The following is a 16,171-nucleotide window of genomic DNA, read 5'->3' as shown; positions in this document are numbered from 1 at the left end:
AGGGCGGGCCGAAACCCGTGAACCCGCAGCAGCCGATGGAGGAACGTGTTACACCGGATGCTCCGGCCGGGCCGAACCCGGTCGGACCGCCCCCGCGTCGACCAGGGTTCGACCGGGCGTCCGGAGCCGGACATCTGCCCGTCACGGGTGGTTCGACGGCCCGGAAGGGGAAGAACAGGGGAGGGGACGCCTTGCAGCCCAGAGTGAACACGACCCCGGTCCCCGCACGGGACACGGACAAGGCGGTACGGTGGGGTCGTGACATCTCGATCCGCAGTCCGAGGAGGGAGGCACCGATGATTCTGCTCCGTCGCCTGCTTGGCGATGTGCTGCGTCGGCAGCGCCAGCGCCAGGGCCGCACACTCCGCGAGGTGTCGGCAGCCGCCAGGGTTTCGCTCGGGTACCTCTCCGAGGTCGAGCGGGGTCAGAAGGAGGCGTCCTCCGAGTTGCTCTCCGCCATCTGCGACGCACTCGACGTGCGGATGTCGGAGGTCATGCGCGAGGTCAGCGACGAACTGTCGCTCGCCGAACTTGCGGCGATGGCCACCCTCTCCGAGGGTGACCTGTTGAGGCCGGTGCTCGAACCGGTTCCGCTGCCGGCCCCCGGCGTCGACCGGTCCGGGTCCATCTCGCCCAAGGCGGCGATGGACGTGGTGGCGGCCTGACCGGACCTCGACCGTTCCGCACTCGCGGAGCGCCGGGTGAAGGAGGGGCGCAATGCCCGCGTTGCGCAGAGCGCTGCTGCTGGGTGCCACGGCACTGGTGGGCCTGGGTCTGATACTGCTGCTTACGGGCGGCACCGCGAAAGATGGCGGTGCCGCCCTCGGCATGCTTGCGGCCGGCTGGTGGGGGGCGGGGCTCATTCCCGTGCACACGCGCATCCAGGGGCGCGGGGAACTGCGCGAAGCGGAAGGCGCCCGTCAGCGAGATCGCGACGCAGGGCAGTGACTTGCACGTGATCGCGACCTTGCGGACGGGCGTGCGCTTGTCGCGCAGTTCCCCGTGCTATCTGATGCGATAGCCCTTGGGCGTGGCGTGGAATCCGGCCGCTTCCAGGTGGGGGCCCAGGGGGCTGGTGAGGGCGGGGTGGCCGTTGACGCGTTCGATGGTGAGGGGTTGGGACAGGGCGGTGAGGGCCGCGGTGACGGTCGGGGCGTCGGTGGACCAGGTGAGCAGTGACTTGCCGCCTCGTTCGAGGTAGAGGACCAGCTCGCCGTCGACCAGGGCGACCAGCGAACCGGCCTTGCGGGCGGGGCGGTGGGCGCCGGTGGTGTCCGCGGGGGGTTCCGGCCAGGGCAGCGCCGCGCCGAACGCGTTGGCGGGGTCGGCGGCGGCCAGTGCGATCGCCTGCGGGGCCTCCGCGGGTGTGCTCGTGGACCAGTCGCCGTTGGTGCGCTCCAGGCGGGAGTTGACGGAGCGCAGGCGGTCCGCGGCGCCCTCCATGGCGAACTGCGCGCCGCCGAGGCCTTCCACGAAGTAGCCGCGGCGGGCCTTGCCGCGTTCCTCGTAGGCGGCCAGGACGCGGTAGACGCCGGCGAAGCCGCCGGGGACGCGTTCGGCGGTGACGGTGCCGCGGGTGAGGATGCCGTGGCGGTCCAGCAGGGCCTGGGCCTGGGCGGCGGCCCGTACGGTCGGGTCGCCGCCGAAGGACGGCAGCAGGGACCAGCGGCCGGCGGCCGTCGGCGGGCCGGAGCGGGAGCTGGGGCGGGCCAGGCCGCGGCCCGCGCCGCCGTAGCGGCCGCGCGGGGTGGAGCGGGGCGCCCGGTGGGCGGTGGCGCCGGCGGTGCGGCCGGAGCCGAGCAGGTTGCGCAGGGGGGCCAGGGTGTCGTTGGTGACGTAGCCGGCCCAGACCAAGTCCCAGAGGGCTTCGACGATCTCGGCGTCCGGGGTGTCGGGGACGCGTTCGGCGAGCTGCCGGAAGAACGCGCCGTAGCCGCCGGTGAGCGCCTCCAGCAGGGCGGTGTGGACGGGGCCGGGGGTGAGCGGCAGGGGTTCGGGGCGCAGCAGGTGGGCGTTCTCGGGCAGGTGGAGGCTGATCCAGCCGTCCTTGCCGGGCAGTGCGCCCGCGCCGGACCAGCCGATCTCGCCGGCGGCCATCAGTTCGTCCAGCAGGCCGGGGGAGTAGTCGGTGAGGCGGGCGGGCAGGACGAGCTTCTCGAGGGCGGAGGCGGGCAGGGCGGTGCCCTGGAGCTGTTCGACGACCCGGTAGAGGCCGTCGGCGCCGCGCAGGCGGTGCCCGGCGAGGTGCTGCCACTGGGGGAGGAACGCGGCCAGGGCCTTCGGGGGGACGGCTTCGACCTCGTGGCGGAGGGCGGCGAGCGAGCGGCGGCGCAGGCGGCGCAGGACGTCGGCGTCGCACCATTCGGGGGTGGTGCCGGTGGCAAAAAGGGGGGCGCGAAGCGCTTCGTCAGAAGGGTGGTGGTGGGCGGCGGGCGGGCGGAACTCGCCCTGGACCAGGCGGCCGGCGGCGGTCAGGCGGTGCAGGGTGCCGGTGACGACGGCGCTGCCGAGGCCGAAGCGTTCGGCGGCCTCGTGGGCGGTGAACGGGCCGTGGGTGCGGGCGTAGCGGGCCAGCAGGTCGCCGAGCGGGTCCTTGACGGGCTCGGTGAAGGCTTCGGGGACACCGACCGGCAGTGGGGTGCCGAGGGCGTCGCGGAGACGGCCGGCATCCTCGATGGCGGACCAGCGCAGGTGGCCGCCGATCCGGACCTGGATGACCCGGCGGGCGGCTTCGAGTTCCAGGGCCCAGAGCGGTTCGGCGCCGCGCTCGGTGAGTTCGTCCTCGCCGAGCGGGCCGAGCAGGCGCAGGGCGTCGGCGACGCCCTCGGCGTCCTTGATCCGGCGCTCGGGGGTGCGGCGCTGGAGTTCGGCCTCCAGGTCGGCGAGCACCTTCGGGTCGAGCAGTTCGCGCAATTCGGCCTGGCCGAGCAGTTCGGACAGCAGCCGGGAGTCCAGCGAGAGGGCGGCGGCGCGTCGTTCGGCGATCGGGGAGTCGCCCTCGTACAGGAACTGGGCGACGTAGCCGAACAGCAGGGAGCGGGCGAACGGGGACGGCTCGGGGGTGGTGACCTCGACCAGGCGGACGGCGCGGGACTCCAGGTCGCGCATCAGCTCGACCAGGCCGGGGACGTCGAAGACGTCCTGCAGGCATTCGCGGACGGCCTCCAGCACGATCGGGAAGGAGCCGTACTCGGCGGCGACCTCGAGGAGTTGGGAGGCGCGCTGGCGCTGCTGCCAGAGCGGGGTGCGCTTGCCGGGGTTGCGGCGGGGCAGCAGCAGGGCGCGGCCGGCGCACTCGCGGAAGCGGGCGGCGAACAGGGCGGAGCCGCCGACCTGGTCGGTGACGAGCTGTTCGATGTCGCCGGAGTCGAAGACGGCGGCGTCGGCGCCGACCGGGGCCTCGTCGGCGGGCGGCGCCGCGATGCCGGAGGGGAAGTCGGCCAGCAGGTCGGCGTCGGGCAGGCGCAGCACGATGCCGTCGTCGCCGTGCATCACCTGCGGGTCGAGGCCGTGCTTCTCGCGCAGGCGGGCGCCGATGGCCAGCGCCCACGGGGCGTGCACCTGGGCGCCGAAGGGGGAGTGGATGATGATGCGCCAGTCGCCGAGTTCGTCGCGGAAGCGTTCCACCACGATGGTGCGGTCGTCGGGCAGGTGGCCGCAGGACTCGCGCTGTTCGGCGAGGTAGGCGAGCAGGTTGCCGGACGCCCAGTCGTCCAGGCCGGCCTCGCGGAGCCGGGCGGTGGCGGCGGCGGGCTCCATCGCGCCGACCTCGCGGACGAACGCGCCCACGGCGCGGCCGAGTTCGAGCGGGCGGCCGAGCGAGTCGCCCTTCCAGAACGGCAGCCGGCCGGGGATGCCGGGGGCGGGGGTGACCAGCACCTTGTCGTGGGTGATCTCCTCGATCCGCCAGGAGGTGGTGCCGAGGGTGAACACGTCGCCGACGCGGGACTCGTAGACCATCTCCTCGTCGAGCTCGCCGACCCGGCCGCCGCCCTTCTTCGGGTCTGCGCCGGCGATGAAGACGCCGAACAGGCCGCGGTCGGGGATGGTGCCGCCGGAGGTGACGGCGAGGCGCTGGGCGCCGGGGCGGCCGGTGACGGTGCCGGCGACCCGGTCCCAGACCAGGCGGGGGCGCAGCTCGGCGAAGGCGTCGGACGGGTAGCGGCCGGCCAGCATGTCGAGGACGCCGTCGAACGCGGACTGCGGGAGGGTGGCGAACGGGGCGGCGCGGCGGCAGAGCGCGAGCAGCTCGTCCACGTCCCAGGTGTCCAGGGCGGTCGTCGCGACCAGCTGCTGGGCGAGCACGTCCAGCGGGTTGCGGGGCACCCGCAGGGCCTCGATGCCGCCGGAGCGCATCCGTTCGGTGACCACGGCGGACTGCACCAGGTCGCCCCGGTACTTGGGGAAGACCACGCCGGTGGAGACCGCGCCGACCTGGTGCCCGGCCCGGCCGACCCGCTGCAGGCCGGAGGCCACCGAGGGCGGTGACTCGACCTGCACCACCAGGTCGACGGCGCCCATGTCGATGCCCAGTTCCAGGCTGGAGGTGGCGACCACGGCGGGCAGCCGGCCGGCCTTCAGCTCCTCCTCGACCAGGGCGCGCTGCTCCTTGGACACCGAGCCGTGGTGCGCCCGGGCCAGCAGCGGCGGGGCGCCGGCGGCGGCGCCGGAGCCGCCCATCAGCTCGGCGGGGGCGTGCGACTCGGGCAGCGGGGCACCGGTGGCCCGCTCGTAGGCGATCTCGTTCAGCCGGTTGCACAGCCGCTCGGCGAGGCGGCGGGAGTTGGCGAACACGATGGTCGAGCGGTGTGCCTGCACCAGGTCGACGATCCGTTCCTCGACGTGCGGCCAGATCGAGCTCTGCCGCTGTGGATCGGACTCCTCGGCGGGAGTGGCGGGCAGGTCGGCGAGGTCGGGGACGGGCACCACCACGGACAGGTCGAAACGCTTGTCGCTGCCGGGCTGGACGATCGCCGCGCCGCGCTGCGGGCTCAGGTAGCGGGCGACCTCCTCGACCGGGCGGACGGTGGCGGACAGGCCGATCCGGCGGGCCGGGCGGTCCAGCAGCTCGTCCAGCCGCTCCAGGCTGAGCGCCAGGTGCGCGCCGCGCTTGGTGCCGGCCACCGCGTGCACCTCGTCCAGGATCACCGTGTCGATGCCGCGCAGCGCCTCCCGGGAGGCGGAGGTGAGCAGCAGGAACAGCGACTCGGGGGTGGTGATCAGGATGTCCGGCGGGTGGGTGGCGAACTTGCGGCGGTCGGCGGCGGGGGTGTCGCCGGAGCGGATTCCGACCTGCACCTCGGGCTCGGGCAGGCCGAGCCGGACGCTGGCCTGCCGCAGGCCCGCGAGCGGGGCGCGCAGGTTGCGTTCGACGTCCACCGCGAGGGCCTTCAGCGGGGAGACGTAGAGCACCCGGCAGCGGCGCTTGGGGTCGGCCGGGGGCGGGGTGGAGCTGAGCCGGTCCAGGGCGGACAGGAAGGCCGCCAGGGTCTTGCCGGAGCCGGTCGGGGCGACCACCAGGACGTCCGTCTCCAGCCGGATCGCCGCCCAGGCCCGGGACTGGGCCTCGGTGGGGGCGGCGAACGCGCCGGTGAACCAGGACCGGGTGGCCGGCGCGAAGCCGTCCAGCGGGTTCGGGGACGGGGCGGGGACGGAGGTGGCCATGCACCCATGGTGCCCCGACGCGCTGACAGGTCAGGGGGTGGTCACCGTCTGCCGCAGCCCGCTCAGCAAATCGTATAAATCGCTCATATCGTGAGGAACCGGGCGCCCGACCCCTCGGGCGTCCGGCCCGGCCGACGAGCGGAGCGTGCGATGGAGCAGGTGAGCCAGGCCCCCGACAGCACCCCACGGCGCCGCAGCGCCCGCATCCTCGGCGCCACCCTGCTCTCCGGACTGCTGCTCGGCGGAGCCGTCCCCTACGTCACCGGCACCGACGGCAGCTACCTCAGCTACCTGGTGCTGGACGAGCGCGCCGACGCCCAGGGCGCCGACCACGCCGCCGACCAGGTCCGGGCGGCCGGCGGGCAGGTCGTCCAGGGCTACCCGCAGATCGGCGCCGTGCTCGCCTACGCCGACGGCAGGTTCGCCGAGAAGCTGCGCGCCCGGCCCGGGATAGCCGGGGTCGGCGCCACCCGCACCGTTCCCGTGCCGTCCCCGCCCCGGCCGCTGGCCGGCGCCGCCTTCGGACCGGGTGCCGGCACCACCGACGCGATCGAAGCCCAGGACGACAGCACCGCCACCGTCCCCGACCCGGGCGAGCACAGCGACTGGAACCTCGCCATGATCGGCGCCGTCGAACGCCCCGTCGGCCACGCCGCGCTGCTGCACCCGCCGCTGGACCACCCGGCCGACCGCTCCGCCGACCGCACCGGCGCCGTCCCCACCGCCCAGCAGCTGTCCCAGGTCACCGTCGCGGTGCTCGACTCGGGCGTCGACGACACCCACCCCGACCTGCGCGAGGCCGTCGACCCCGCCGCCTCCGCGTCCTGCGCCGACGGCCGCCCCGACTCCCGCAGCGGCGCCTGGCGGCCCGACCCGGCCATCAACGAGAGCGGCCACGGCACCCACGTCGCCGGCATCGTCGGCGCCGCCCGCGACGGCCACGGCGTCACCGGCGTCGCCCCCGGCGTGCGGATCGCCGCCGTCCGGCTGCTCGGCCCGCTCGGCCAGTACTACGCGGAGAACATCGTCTGCGGCATGCTCTGGGCCACCGACCACGGCGCCCGCGCCATCAACGACAGCTACTTCGCCGACCCGTGGAAGTACAACTGCCCCGAGGACGCCGACCAGGCCGCGCTGATCGCCGCCGTCGGCCGCGCCGTCGCCTACGCCCAGCGCAAGGGCGCCGTGGTGGTCGCCTCGGCCGGCAACGACGCCCAGGACCTCGCCGCCACCCGGCCCGACCACCGCAGCCCCAACGACCGCACCGGCGGCCCCCCGCAGGACCGCGAACTCGGCACCGAATGCATCCGGCTGCCCGGCGAACTGCCCGGCGTGGTCACCGTCGGCGCCGTCGACCGCAACGGCCTGCCCGCCTCCTACAGCAACTACGGCCGGGGCCGGATCTCCCTCACCGCACCCGGCGGCGACCCGGACGGCGGCACCGACGGCGCCGTCATCTCCGACTGGCCCGGCGGCAAGTACGCCGCCCTGGCCGGCACCTCGATGTCCGCCGCCCACGTCACCGGCGCCGTCGCCGTGGTCGCCGCCCAGCACCCCGACTGGGACCCCGACCGGATCACCGCCGCGCTCACCCGGGCCGCCGACGGCAACTGCGTGCAGACCCTGCCGGTCGGCTGCGAGAACCGCGACTACTACGGCTCCGGCATCCTCGCCCTGCCGCACTGACCTGCCGGTACCGGATACTGGGCGCATGAGGCTGACCGAATTCTGGCGACGGATGCACCTGCACTTCGGCGAGGCGTACGCGGAGTCCTTCGCCCAGGACCACGTGATGGCCGAACTCGACGGCCGCACCGTCCGCCAGGCACTGGACGCCGGCTGGGAGGCCAAGGACGTGTGGCGAGTGGTGTGCGTCACCCAGGGAGTGTCCGCACAGCTGCGGTGACCCGATTCGCCGGTCGTTGGGTGAGACTTGGTCGGTGGCCAGCAGTGCAGAGACTCCCGACCAGCTTTCCGACGAACACCTCCCCGTGAGCGCCCCGCCGGGCACACAGAGCGGCGGCGACACCGCCGACCCCACCGGCCACCGGCTGCGCCGCGGCGGCGCCGGCAGCGGTGCGATGCCGCGCTGGCTGCCCAAGGCGATGCTGCTCGCACTGGTGGGCGTCGGCCTGTTCCAGCTCGCCGACTGGGCCTTCCACCAGCTGATCAACCTGTTCGTGATGCTGCTGGTCGCGTTCTTCCTGTCGCTCGCGATGGAACCCGCCGTCGACCGGATGGCCGCCCGCGGCGTGCGCCGCGGCGTCGGTACCTTCCTGGTGTTCATCGGCGTCGGCCTGGCCGTCGCCGGCTTCCTCACCGCGCTCGGCACCCTGATGGTCGACCAGGTCACCCAGGTCGCGGGGAAGCTGCCGCAGATGCTGCATGACGTGATCGACTGGACCAACCACACCTTCCACACCGAGCTGTCCCTCGACCAGCTCCAGCACCAGGTGCTCAAGGACTCCGGCACCATCGAGAAGTACGCCCAGCAGGCCGCCGACAACGTCTGGGGCGTCACCGGCACCGTGGTCGGCGGGCTCTTCCAGGCCTTCACCGTCGGCCTGTTCACCTTCTACTTCACCGCCGAAGGCCCCCGGGTGCGGCGCACCGTCTGCTCGATGCTGCCGCCCACCAAGCAGGCCGAGGTGCTGCGCGCCTGGGAGATCGCGCTCGCCAAGACCGGCGGCTACCTGTACTCCCGGGCGGTGCTGGCGCTGGTCTCCACCCTCGGGCACTGGGCGTTCTTCACGATCATCGGACTGCCGTACGCGGCCGCGCTCAGCGTCTGGGTCGGCGTCATGTCGCAGTTCGTCCCCACCATCGGCACCTACCTGGCCGGCGCGCTGCCCGTCCTGGTCGCGCTCACCGGCCAGCCGGTGGACGCCGTGTGGGTGCTCGGCTTCGTGATCGTCTACCAGCAGATCGAGAACTACCTGCTGCACCCGCGGATCACCGCCAAGACCGTCGACGTCCACCCCGCCGTCGCCTTCGGCGCGGTGATCGCCGGCGCCGCGCTGCTCGGCGCGGTCGGCGCACTGATCGCCATCCCCGCCGCCGCCACCCTGCAGGGCTTCGTCGGCACCTACGTGCGGCGCTACGAGGTCGAGGACGACCCGCGGATCGACCGCGGCGAGGAGCGCCGCCAGCGGCGACGGGAGGCCGTGCGGCGACTGCGGCAGATGGTGAGCGGCGGTGCGGCCGACGCCGGCGCGGAGCCGTCGCCGTCGCCGTCGCCGGAGGAGCGCCGCTCCGAGGTCTGACCACCCGCACCCCGCACCACGACCGACCTGCCGTCCGGAGACGTCCGGCAGGTCGGTCGTCGCATGAGTAAGCGGTTTGCCCCACCGCTGGGCTCTTGATGGGCGAGGAGGTGTTCATGGGCGACAAACAGATCGGCCCGGACGAGGAGTTCCGGGCGTTCATCGTCGGCGCCTGGCCCTGGCTGCTGCGGACGGCGTACCTGCTGACCGGTGACCAGCACGCGGCCGAGGACCTCGCGCAATCGGCGGCGGAGCGGACCTGCGCGGCCTGGTCGAAGGTGCGTCGTGCCGACGACGCGCACAGCTACGTGCGTCGGATCATGATCAACCAGCACGCCCGCCGCTTCCGGCGCCGTGCACCGGAAGTGCTCGTCGACGCCGTGCCGGACACCGCCGGGACCGAGGACGGGTACGCCCGCTCCGACCAGCGCCGGGTGCTGCTGACGGCACTCGCCGCACTGCCGCCCCGGCAGCGCGAGGCCGTGGTGCTCCGGCACTGGGAAGACCTGACCGACAGCCAGGCGGCCGCCGCCATGGGCTGCTCGACGGGGGCCGTGCGCAGCCACGCGGCCAAGGGGATAGCGAAACTGCGGGCGACCGCGGGGCTGAAGGAACTGACGGACATGACGCGTGTGGGAGGTGCGGTATGACTGCGGGGGAGAACGGAATGCCCGAGGTCGGTGGGGACCAGCCGGTCGAGCTGGGGCTCGCGGCGGCAGCGGAGGCCGTGACGATCGGCCCGGTGCCGGTCGACGGCATCCTGGACGGCGGACGGCGGATCCGGCGCCGGCGCCGCACGATGCTCGGCGCGCTCACGCTGGCCTCGGTGGTGGCGCTGGGCGGCGGCACGGCCGCGGGCCTGTACGGCTTCGGTGGGAACGGTTCGAACGCACAGGCGGTCCAGGCCGCCGCCGGCGACTGCGCGGGAGCGTCGGCGAAGCCGCAGGCCGACGGGCGGGACCCGCTCAAGCCCCAGCGGCATATGGTCACGGAGGGCACCACCGAGGGCAAGAAGTGGCAGGTCTGGAAGTCGCACTGGCCGCTCGCCCCGAAGGAGAAGGCGTACGAGCAGGCGGTGGCGATCTGGCAGGAGCGCCACGCCGCGGACCCGTCGCTCGAGAAGCCGACGGAGGCGTCCGTCCAGAAGTCCTGGAGCTCCACCGATGACATCATCGACCTGTACTCGACCGTCGACGGGGCGCGGCAGAAGCGCGACACGCTGGCCGGCATCCCGGCGCCCGGGAAGACTGCTGGGCAGCAGACGAGGAGCGTCCAGCTGAGCGTCTTCGACGGGGCGGGCACGCCCGGCGTGCCGCAGAACACGGTCACCCTGTCGATCGTCGGCCCGGCGCCCGCCAAGGGGGACGGGTGCCAGCCGGGCCAGGGCGCCAGTGGCGCGCCGCAGACCGGGAACAGCCCCGCGGACTCCCAGTACCAGGTGAACGGGGTGCAGACGCGGCCCACCGAGGGCGTCGGCGACTGGCGGTTCGCCGGCCGGCAGAGCGGCACGCCGACGGACTCCGGCCAGCACGGATAAGCAGCGGCCGGTGCGCTGTCGCGGCCCCGTCCCCGGAGGTTCGGGGGCGGGGCCGCGGTGTGTCGGGTGACCTTCGACTGGATTCGAACGTGTGTTCTTTGTACGCTTCGGCGCAGAGTTTTCCACAGGCCGAGCCCGATCTGGGCCGTTTGTCGGTGGGACGCGCTAGCGTCGATGACGATGAAGCGCAACGGACAGAACCCGAGGGTGGAAGCCATGGCAGGAACGGATCGCGAGAAGGCCCTGGAGGCCGCACTCGCCCAGATCGAACGGCAGTTCGGCAAGGGCTCGGTGATGCGCCTCGGCGAGAAGGCGAACGAGCCGGTCGAGGTGATCTCCACCGGGTCCACCGCGCTCGACGTGGCGCTGGGCGTGGGCGGCATCCCTCGCGGCCGAGTGGTCGAGATCTACGGCCCCGAGTCCTCCGGCAAGACCACCCTGACCCTGCACCTGGCCGCCAACGCCCAGAAGGCCGGCGGCACCGTCGCCTTCGTCGACGCCGAGCACGCGCTCGACCCCGAGTACGCCAAGAAGCTCGGCGTGGACACCGACGCCCTGCTGGTCAGCCAGCCGGACACCGGTGAGCAGGCGCTGGAGATCACCGACATGCTGATCCGCTCCGGCGCGATCGACCTGGTGATCATCGACTCGGTGGCCGCGCTAGTCCCGCGCGCCGAGATCGAGGGTGAAATGGGCGACTCGCACGTCGGTCTCCAGGCCCGTCTGATGAGCCAGGCGCTGCGCAAGATCGCCGGTGCGCTGAACCAGTCGAACACCACCGCGATCTTCATCAACCAGCTGCGCGAGAAGATCGGTGTGATGTTCGGCTCCCCCGAGACCACCACCGGTGGCCGGGCGCTGAAGTTCTACGCCTCGGTCCGCCTCGACATCCGGCGCATCGAGACCCTGAAGGACGGCACCGAGGCGGTCGGCAACCGCACCCGCGTCAAGGTCGTCAAGAACAAGGTCGCCGCGCCGTTCAAGCAGGCCGAGTTCGACATCCTCTACGGCGTGGGCATCAGCCGCGAGGGCGGCCTGATCGACATGGGCGTGGAGCACGGCTTCATCCGGAAGTCCGGCGCCTGGTACACCTACGAGGGCGACCAGCTCGGCCAGGGCAAGGAGAACGCCCGCAACTTCCTGCGCGACAACCCGCAGCTGGCCGACGAGATCGAAGCCAAGATCAAGGGCAAGCTCGGCATCGGCCCGAAGCCGGCCGAGGGCGAGGGCGACGCCCCCGCGGTGGAGATCCCGGCCGCGGCCGCCCCCGCCAAGGCGGCCGCCAAGAAGACGGCGGCCGCCGCCAAGGGCTGAACCGTTGACACACCGGCATGACGCCGACCACCCGGCACCAGGCCCGTCCGAGGACGAGCCCGGTGCGGGCGTATGGGCGGACGAACAGAACGACGCATCCGGCCCGCCGGACTGGTTCGCGGCGGTCGCGGAGGACGACGATCCTTCCGGCCCGCCCGACTGGTTCGCGGCGGTGGCCGAAGAGCCGCCTGCGGCGGGAGATCCGCCTTCGGGCGAGTCGCCTGCGGTGGGGGAGCTGCCCGGGCTGATGCGGGCGTCCGAGCTGGCCGGGGGGCGGCGTCGGCGGCGCAGCGCGCTGGGTGAACTGCCGGTCGCGGCACCGGCGGAGGAGCGGCCGCGGCCGAAGCGGCGGGCGAAGTCCGAGCGTTCGACGGATTTGGAGCGCCCGGAGCGTTCGGAGCGTCCGGCGGGCGAGGCGGGCGCGCGGGGGAAACGGCGTGGGCAGGGGGCTGCCGCCGAGCAGGGGGATCCGGCGGAGCGGGCCCGGGACATCTGCCTGCGACTGCTCACCGGGGCCGCCAAGTCCCGCAAGCAGCTGGCCGATGCGCTGCGCCGCAAGGAGATCCCGGACGAGGTCGCGGAGCAGGTGCTGTCCCGGCTGGAGGAGGTCGGGCTGATCGACGACGCCGCCTTCGCCGAGGCGTGGGTGGAGTCCCGGCACGCGGTGCGCGGACTGTCCCGGCGGGCGCTGGCCCAGGAGTTGCGCACCAAGGGCGTCACCGGCGAGACCGCGGAGCAGGCACTGCTGCAGGTCGATGCCGAGGACGAGTCGGAGGCCGCCCGGGCGCTGGTGGCACGGAAGTTGCGCTCCACCGCCGGGCTGGACCGGGAGGTGCGGATGCGCCGGCTGGTCGGGGTGCTGGCCCGGCGCGGCTACTCGGAGGGCCTGGCGTACCGGGTGGTCCGGGAGGCGCTGGACGCGGAGCCGGCGGAGGAGGGCGAGGACTGGTAGCACGGAGTCTCGGCCGGTGCCGTTCGGCGCTGTCCGGCGCTGTTCGGCGGGAGGACATGATGACTGCTGATCAGATCATCGGAGCCAATTCTCGATCGCATCTTGACCGTTTCGTAACCTCGGCCTAGCCTCGCACTCAGTGGCTGGACGATCGCGGAGGTCATCTCAGCGGCCGCGCGCAGGACGGAGAGTGGCCGGATGGGGATCGCTCAGGACACCGGAACCGGGTCCTCCCTGCTGCTGGTTGCGGGCCTACTGATCGTCGCGCTCGGCCTGGTGCTGGCCGTCGGCTTCCGGATGCTCCGGCAACGCCGCGCCGAACTCGACCGCCGCGAGGAGCGGTTGACCGCCGAACTCCACCGCCTGCACCAGCACGAGGACGAACTCGCCACCCGCGCCACCGAGTCCGAGCGGGTGCGCGGCGAACTCGCCGAACGGGACACCGAAAGCCGGCTGCTGCTGGAACGCACCGCGGGGCTGACGTCCGCCCAGGCCCGTGACGAAGTGGTCCGCGGCGCCGAGGCCGAGGCCCGCCGGGAAGCCGCGCTGACCGTCCGGGAGATCGAACGGCAGGCCGTCGTCGAGGGCGAGGGCCGGGCCCGCGAGATCATCGCCTCGTCCGTCCAGCGGCTGGCCGCCGAACACACCGCCGAGACCGTGGTCACCACGCTCCGGCTGCCCAGCGAGGACATGAAGGGCCGGGTGATCGGCCGGGAAGGCCGCAACATCCGGGCCTTCGAAGCCGTCACCGGCGTCAACCTGATCGTCGACGACACCCCCGGGCTGGTCCAGCTCTCCTGCTTCGACCCCGTCCGGCGGGAGAGCGCCCGGCTCACCTTGGAGTCGCTGCTCACCGACGGGCGGATCCACCCCGCGCGGATCGAGGAGACGCACGAGCGCAGCCGCAGCGAGGTCGAACGGCTGTGCGTCCGGGCCGGGGAGGACGCGCTGCTCACCGTCGGTATCGGCACCGTCGGCGAGATGGCGCCCGAACTGGTGCGCACCCTCGGGACGTTGCGGTACCGCACCTCCTACGGGCAGAACGTGCTCGGGCACCTGGTGGAGTCCGCGCACCTGGCCGGGATGATGGCCGCCGAACTCGGCGTCGACCCCGAGCCCGTACGGCGGGCGGCGCTGCTGCACGACATCGGCAAGGCACTCAGCCACGAGATGGCCGGCAGCCACGCCCTGATCGGCGCGGAATTCGCCCGGCGGCACGGGGAATCGGCGGAGGTCGTCCACGCGATAGCGGCCCACCACGGCGAGGTCGAGGCGAAAACCGTCGAGGCGGTGCTCACCCAGGCCGCGGACGCCTGCTCGGCCGGGCGTCCCGGCGCGCGGAAGGAGTCGGTGGAGGCGTACGTCCGGCGGCTGGAGCGGCTGGAGGAGATCGCCCGGGCGCACGACGGCGTCACCAAGGTCTACGCGATGCAGGCCGGGCGGGAAGTCCGGGTGATGGTGCAGCCGGAGAAGGTGGACGACGTGCGCGCTCAGGAGATCGCGCGGGACGTGGCTCGGCAGGTGCGGGAGGAACTGACGTACCCGGGGCAGATTCGGATCACGGTGGTGCGAGAGTCGCGCGCGACGGAGTTTGCGCGGTAGGCGTGACCGGTAGGGCGCGCCCGCGTGCAAGTCATTGTCCTGCGTTGCGACCTCACGGTTGAGCGTCTTCCGCTTCGCGCAGTTCCCCGCGCCCCTGGTGGTGCTCGCCCTGGTGGTGCTCGCCCTGGTGGTGCTCGCCCTGGAAGGGCGCCGTGAGGGTGTGGAGGGTTTCGGGGTGGAGGCCGGGGGTGGTGCCGAGGAGGTGGCCGTCGGGGCGGATGAGGAGGACGGTGTGGGGGGTGGCGCCCGGGTAGGCGTCGGTGACCAGGACCTCGGTGGGGACGGGCAGGGCGTCGGCCAGTTCGGTGAGGCGGGGCATCAGCCCGGTGCCGAGCCAGTGTTCGGCGGACCACACGGTGGTGCCGGGGGCGACCAGGAGGAGCAGGAACGCGGTGCCGAGGCGGGCCCGGAGGGTGTCGGCGGTGCCGTCGGCGGTGACCACCGGCAGGTCGGGGACCTGGACGCCGGGGGCGGTCGGGGCGAGCTGTTCGGTGAGTGAGGTGCCGCGGCCGGTGCCGCGCTGCTCGGGGAGGCGGACGGCGACGCCGGAGGGTGTCGCCGGGTAGGCGGGGGCGCCGCCGAAGCGGCCGGTGCCGAGCTGGCCGTCGGCGAGCAGCGGAGCGTTCTTGCGGAAGGAGCCGGAGATCAGCGCGCGCCGGGTCTGGGCCCAGCCGCGCAGCGGGCGGAGCAGCGGCATGGTCTGGTCGACGGCGCGCAGGCGGGCGCCGACCGCGCCGCGGCGTTCGGTCTCGTAGCCGTCGAGCAGGGCGCTGTCGGCGGGGGAGCCGCCGGGTGGCAGGTGCCAGGCGAGGGCGAGCCGCCAGGCGAGGTTGTCGGCGTCGCGCAGGCCGTCGGCGAGGTTCTGCATGCCGAGCGCGCCGTGCAGGTGGGCGGCGTCGCCGGCCAGGAAGCAGCGGCCGGTGCGGAAGCGGCCGGCCAGGCGCTGCTGGTAGGTGTGGTCGGCGGCGGCGAGCAGTTGGTGCGGGGGGAGTTCGCCGCACCAGCCGGTGAGCGCGGAGGTGACCCGGGTGACCAGGGTGTCGCCGGTGACGATGCCCGGCCAGGTGGCGTGCGGGTCGACGGGTTCGGTGGGCTGGGGCCGGCCGGGGGGCAGCCGCCAGTCGAGTCGCCACACGCCGTCGGGCAGCGGGCGGGCGGAGGCTTCGCGGTCGCCGCGCCACGGGGGCTCGCGGTGCAGCCGGGCCTCGCCGGGGAAGGGCAGGTCGACGCGGACGGTGGCGACGGCGTGCCGGTCGACGGCGGGACGGCCGGGGAAGCGGACCTTGAGGAGTTTGCGGACGGTGGAGCGGGCACCGTCGCAGCCGACCAGGTGGCTGCCGCGCCAACTGGTCTCGCCGTCGGCGGAGGTGGTGCGGACCGTCACGCCGTCGCGGTCCTGGGCGAGTTCGACCACCCGGTGCCGCGGGAGGAGGCGGATCAGCGGGGTGGCCGTGGCGGCGTCGCGCAGGCCGCGCTGGAGGCGGTGCTGGGCGAGGTGCAGGACCGGCTCGTCGTCCAGCGGCAGCCGCAGTACCTCGGCGCGGCGGCGCCAGACGGTGAAGGCGTCCCAGCGGGCGGCGTCGGAGCCGACCCGGGTGTAGCCGATGCGGGCGAGGAAGGCGGCGGTGTCGGAGCCGAGGACGACGGTGCGGGGGCTCTCGGGGCAGACGCCGGTGCCCTCGTCGAGGACCACGCTGGGAACTTCGCTGCGGGCCAGGGCGAGGGCGAGGGCGAGACCGACCGGCCCGGCCCCGACGATGATCACTGGATCCATGTCGGGGCCTTCTGGCCGGCGGTGCCGGCGGCCGTTTCGTCAGCTGCCGGGTGGGAGGTCCCAGG

12 protein-coding genes are annotated in these 16,171 nt (G+C 73.8%); 10 read left to right on the top strand and 2 right to left on the bottom strand.

Annotation, left to right across the window (positions count from 1 at the left end):
• The first annotated feature begins 296 nt into the window (after positions 1-296).
• Both ACIHEI_RS32210 and ACIHEI_RS32205 read left to right on the top strand, forming a co-directional pair.
• Positions 297-665 carry a helix-turn-helix domain-containing protein gene (locus tag ACIHEI_RS32210; RefSeq protein ID WP_030457965.1) on the top strand — a complete coding sequence of 123 codons (369 nt, stop codon included), beginning with the start codon at positions 297-299 and terminating at the stop codon, positions 663-665.
• A gap of 52 nt (positions 666-717) precedes the next feature.
• The gene (locus tag ACIHEI_RS32205; protein WP_396609178.1) at positions 718-948 is read left to right on the top strand and encodes a hypothetical protein; all 231 of its coding nucleotides are present in this window, start codon (positions 718-720) and stop codon (positions 946-948) included.
• 57 nt (positions 949-1,005) lie between these two features.
• On the opposite strand, the gene ACIHEI_RS32200 is transcribed toward ACIHEI_RS32205, so the two are convergent.
• Entirely contained in the window at positions 1,006-5,664 is a 4,659-nt protein-coding gene (locus tag ACIHEI_RS32200) for an ATP-dependent helicase (protein ID WP_396609177.1), read from the bottom strand.
• Positions 5,665-5,814: 150 nt separating this feature from the next.
• On the opposite strand from ACIHEI_RS32200, the gene ACIHEI_RS32195 reads away from it, so the two are divergent.
• From ACIHEI_RS32195 to rny, 8 genes are all read left to right on the top strand, one after another.
• Positions 5,815-7,350, top strand: coding sequence for a S8 family serine peptidase (locus ACIHEI_RS32195; RefSeq protein WP_392955465.1), 1,536 nt, complete (start codon positions 5,815-5,817; stop codon positions 7,348-7,350).
• Between the two features lie 25 nt (positions 7,351-7,375).
• Positions 7,376-7,570, top strand: coding sequence for a DUF3046 domain-containing protein (locus tag ACIHEI_RS32190; RefSeq protein WP_387648722.1), 195 nt, complete (start codon positions 7,376-7,378; stop codon positions 7,568-7,570).
• Positions 7,571-7,604: 34 nt separating this feature from the next.
• Positions 7,605-8,927 (top strand): AI-2E family transporter, encoded by a 1,323-nt coding sequence (locus ACIHEI_RS32185; RefSeq protein WP_396609176.1) that lies wholly within the window; start codon positions 7,605-7,607, stop codon positions 8,925-8,927.
• A 116-nt stretch (positions 8,928-9,043) separates the two neighbouring features.
• Complete coding sequence (locus tag ACIHEI_RS32180; RefSeq protein WP_387648728.1) at positions 9,044-9,577, top strand: SigE family RNA polymerase sigma factor; 534 nt, start codon at positions 9,044-9,046, stop codon at positions 9,575-9,577.
• A gap of 17 nt (positions 9,578-9,594) precedes the next feature.
• A complete protein-coding gene (locus ACIHEI_RS32175; protein ID WP_396609175.1) occupies positions 9,595-10,464 on the top strand; it encodes a hypothetical protein in 870 nt (289 codons plus the stop codon).
• Between the two features lie 216 nt (positions 10,465-10,680).
• The gene (gene recA, locus ACIHEI_RS32170; protein WP_387648734.1) at positions 10,681-11,778 is read left to right on the top strand and encodes a recombinase RecA; all 1,098 of its coding nucleotides are present in this window, start codon (positions 10,681-10,683) and stop codon (positions 11,776-11,778) included.
• Between the two features lie 4 nt (positions 11,779-11,782).
• A complete protein-coding gene (locus ACIHEI_RS32165; protein ID WP_396609174.1) occupies positions 11,783-12,730 on the top strand; it encodes a regulatory protein RecX in 948 nt (315 codons plus the stop codon).
• A gap of 198 nt (positions 12,731-12,928) precedes the next feature.
• On the top strand, positions 12,929-14,332 hold the full coding sequence (gene rny, locus ACIHEI_RS32160) for a ribonuclease Y (protein WP_396609173.1): 1,404 nt from the start codon (positions 12,929-12,931) through the stop codon (positions 14,330-14,332).
• A gap of 52 nt (positions 14,333-14,384) precedes the next feature.
• On the opposite strand, the gene ACIHEI_RS32155 is transcribed toward rny, so the two are convergent.
• A complete protein-coding gene (locus ACIHEI_RS32155; protein WP_396609172.1) occupies positions 14,385-16,106 on the bottom strand; it encodes an FAD-dependent monooxygenase in 1,722 nt (573 codons plus the stop codon).
• Positions 16,107-16,171: the final 65 nt, after the last annotated feature.

Origin of the sequence: Kitasatospora sp. NPDC051984 (genome assembly GCF_044593455.1) — a bacterium.
Taxonomy (GTDB): domain Bacteria; phylum Actinomycetota; class Actinomycetes; order Streptomycetales; family Streptomycetaceae; genus Kitasatospora.
This window is presented reverse-complemented; position numbering and strand designations above follow the sequence as displayed.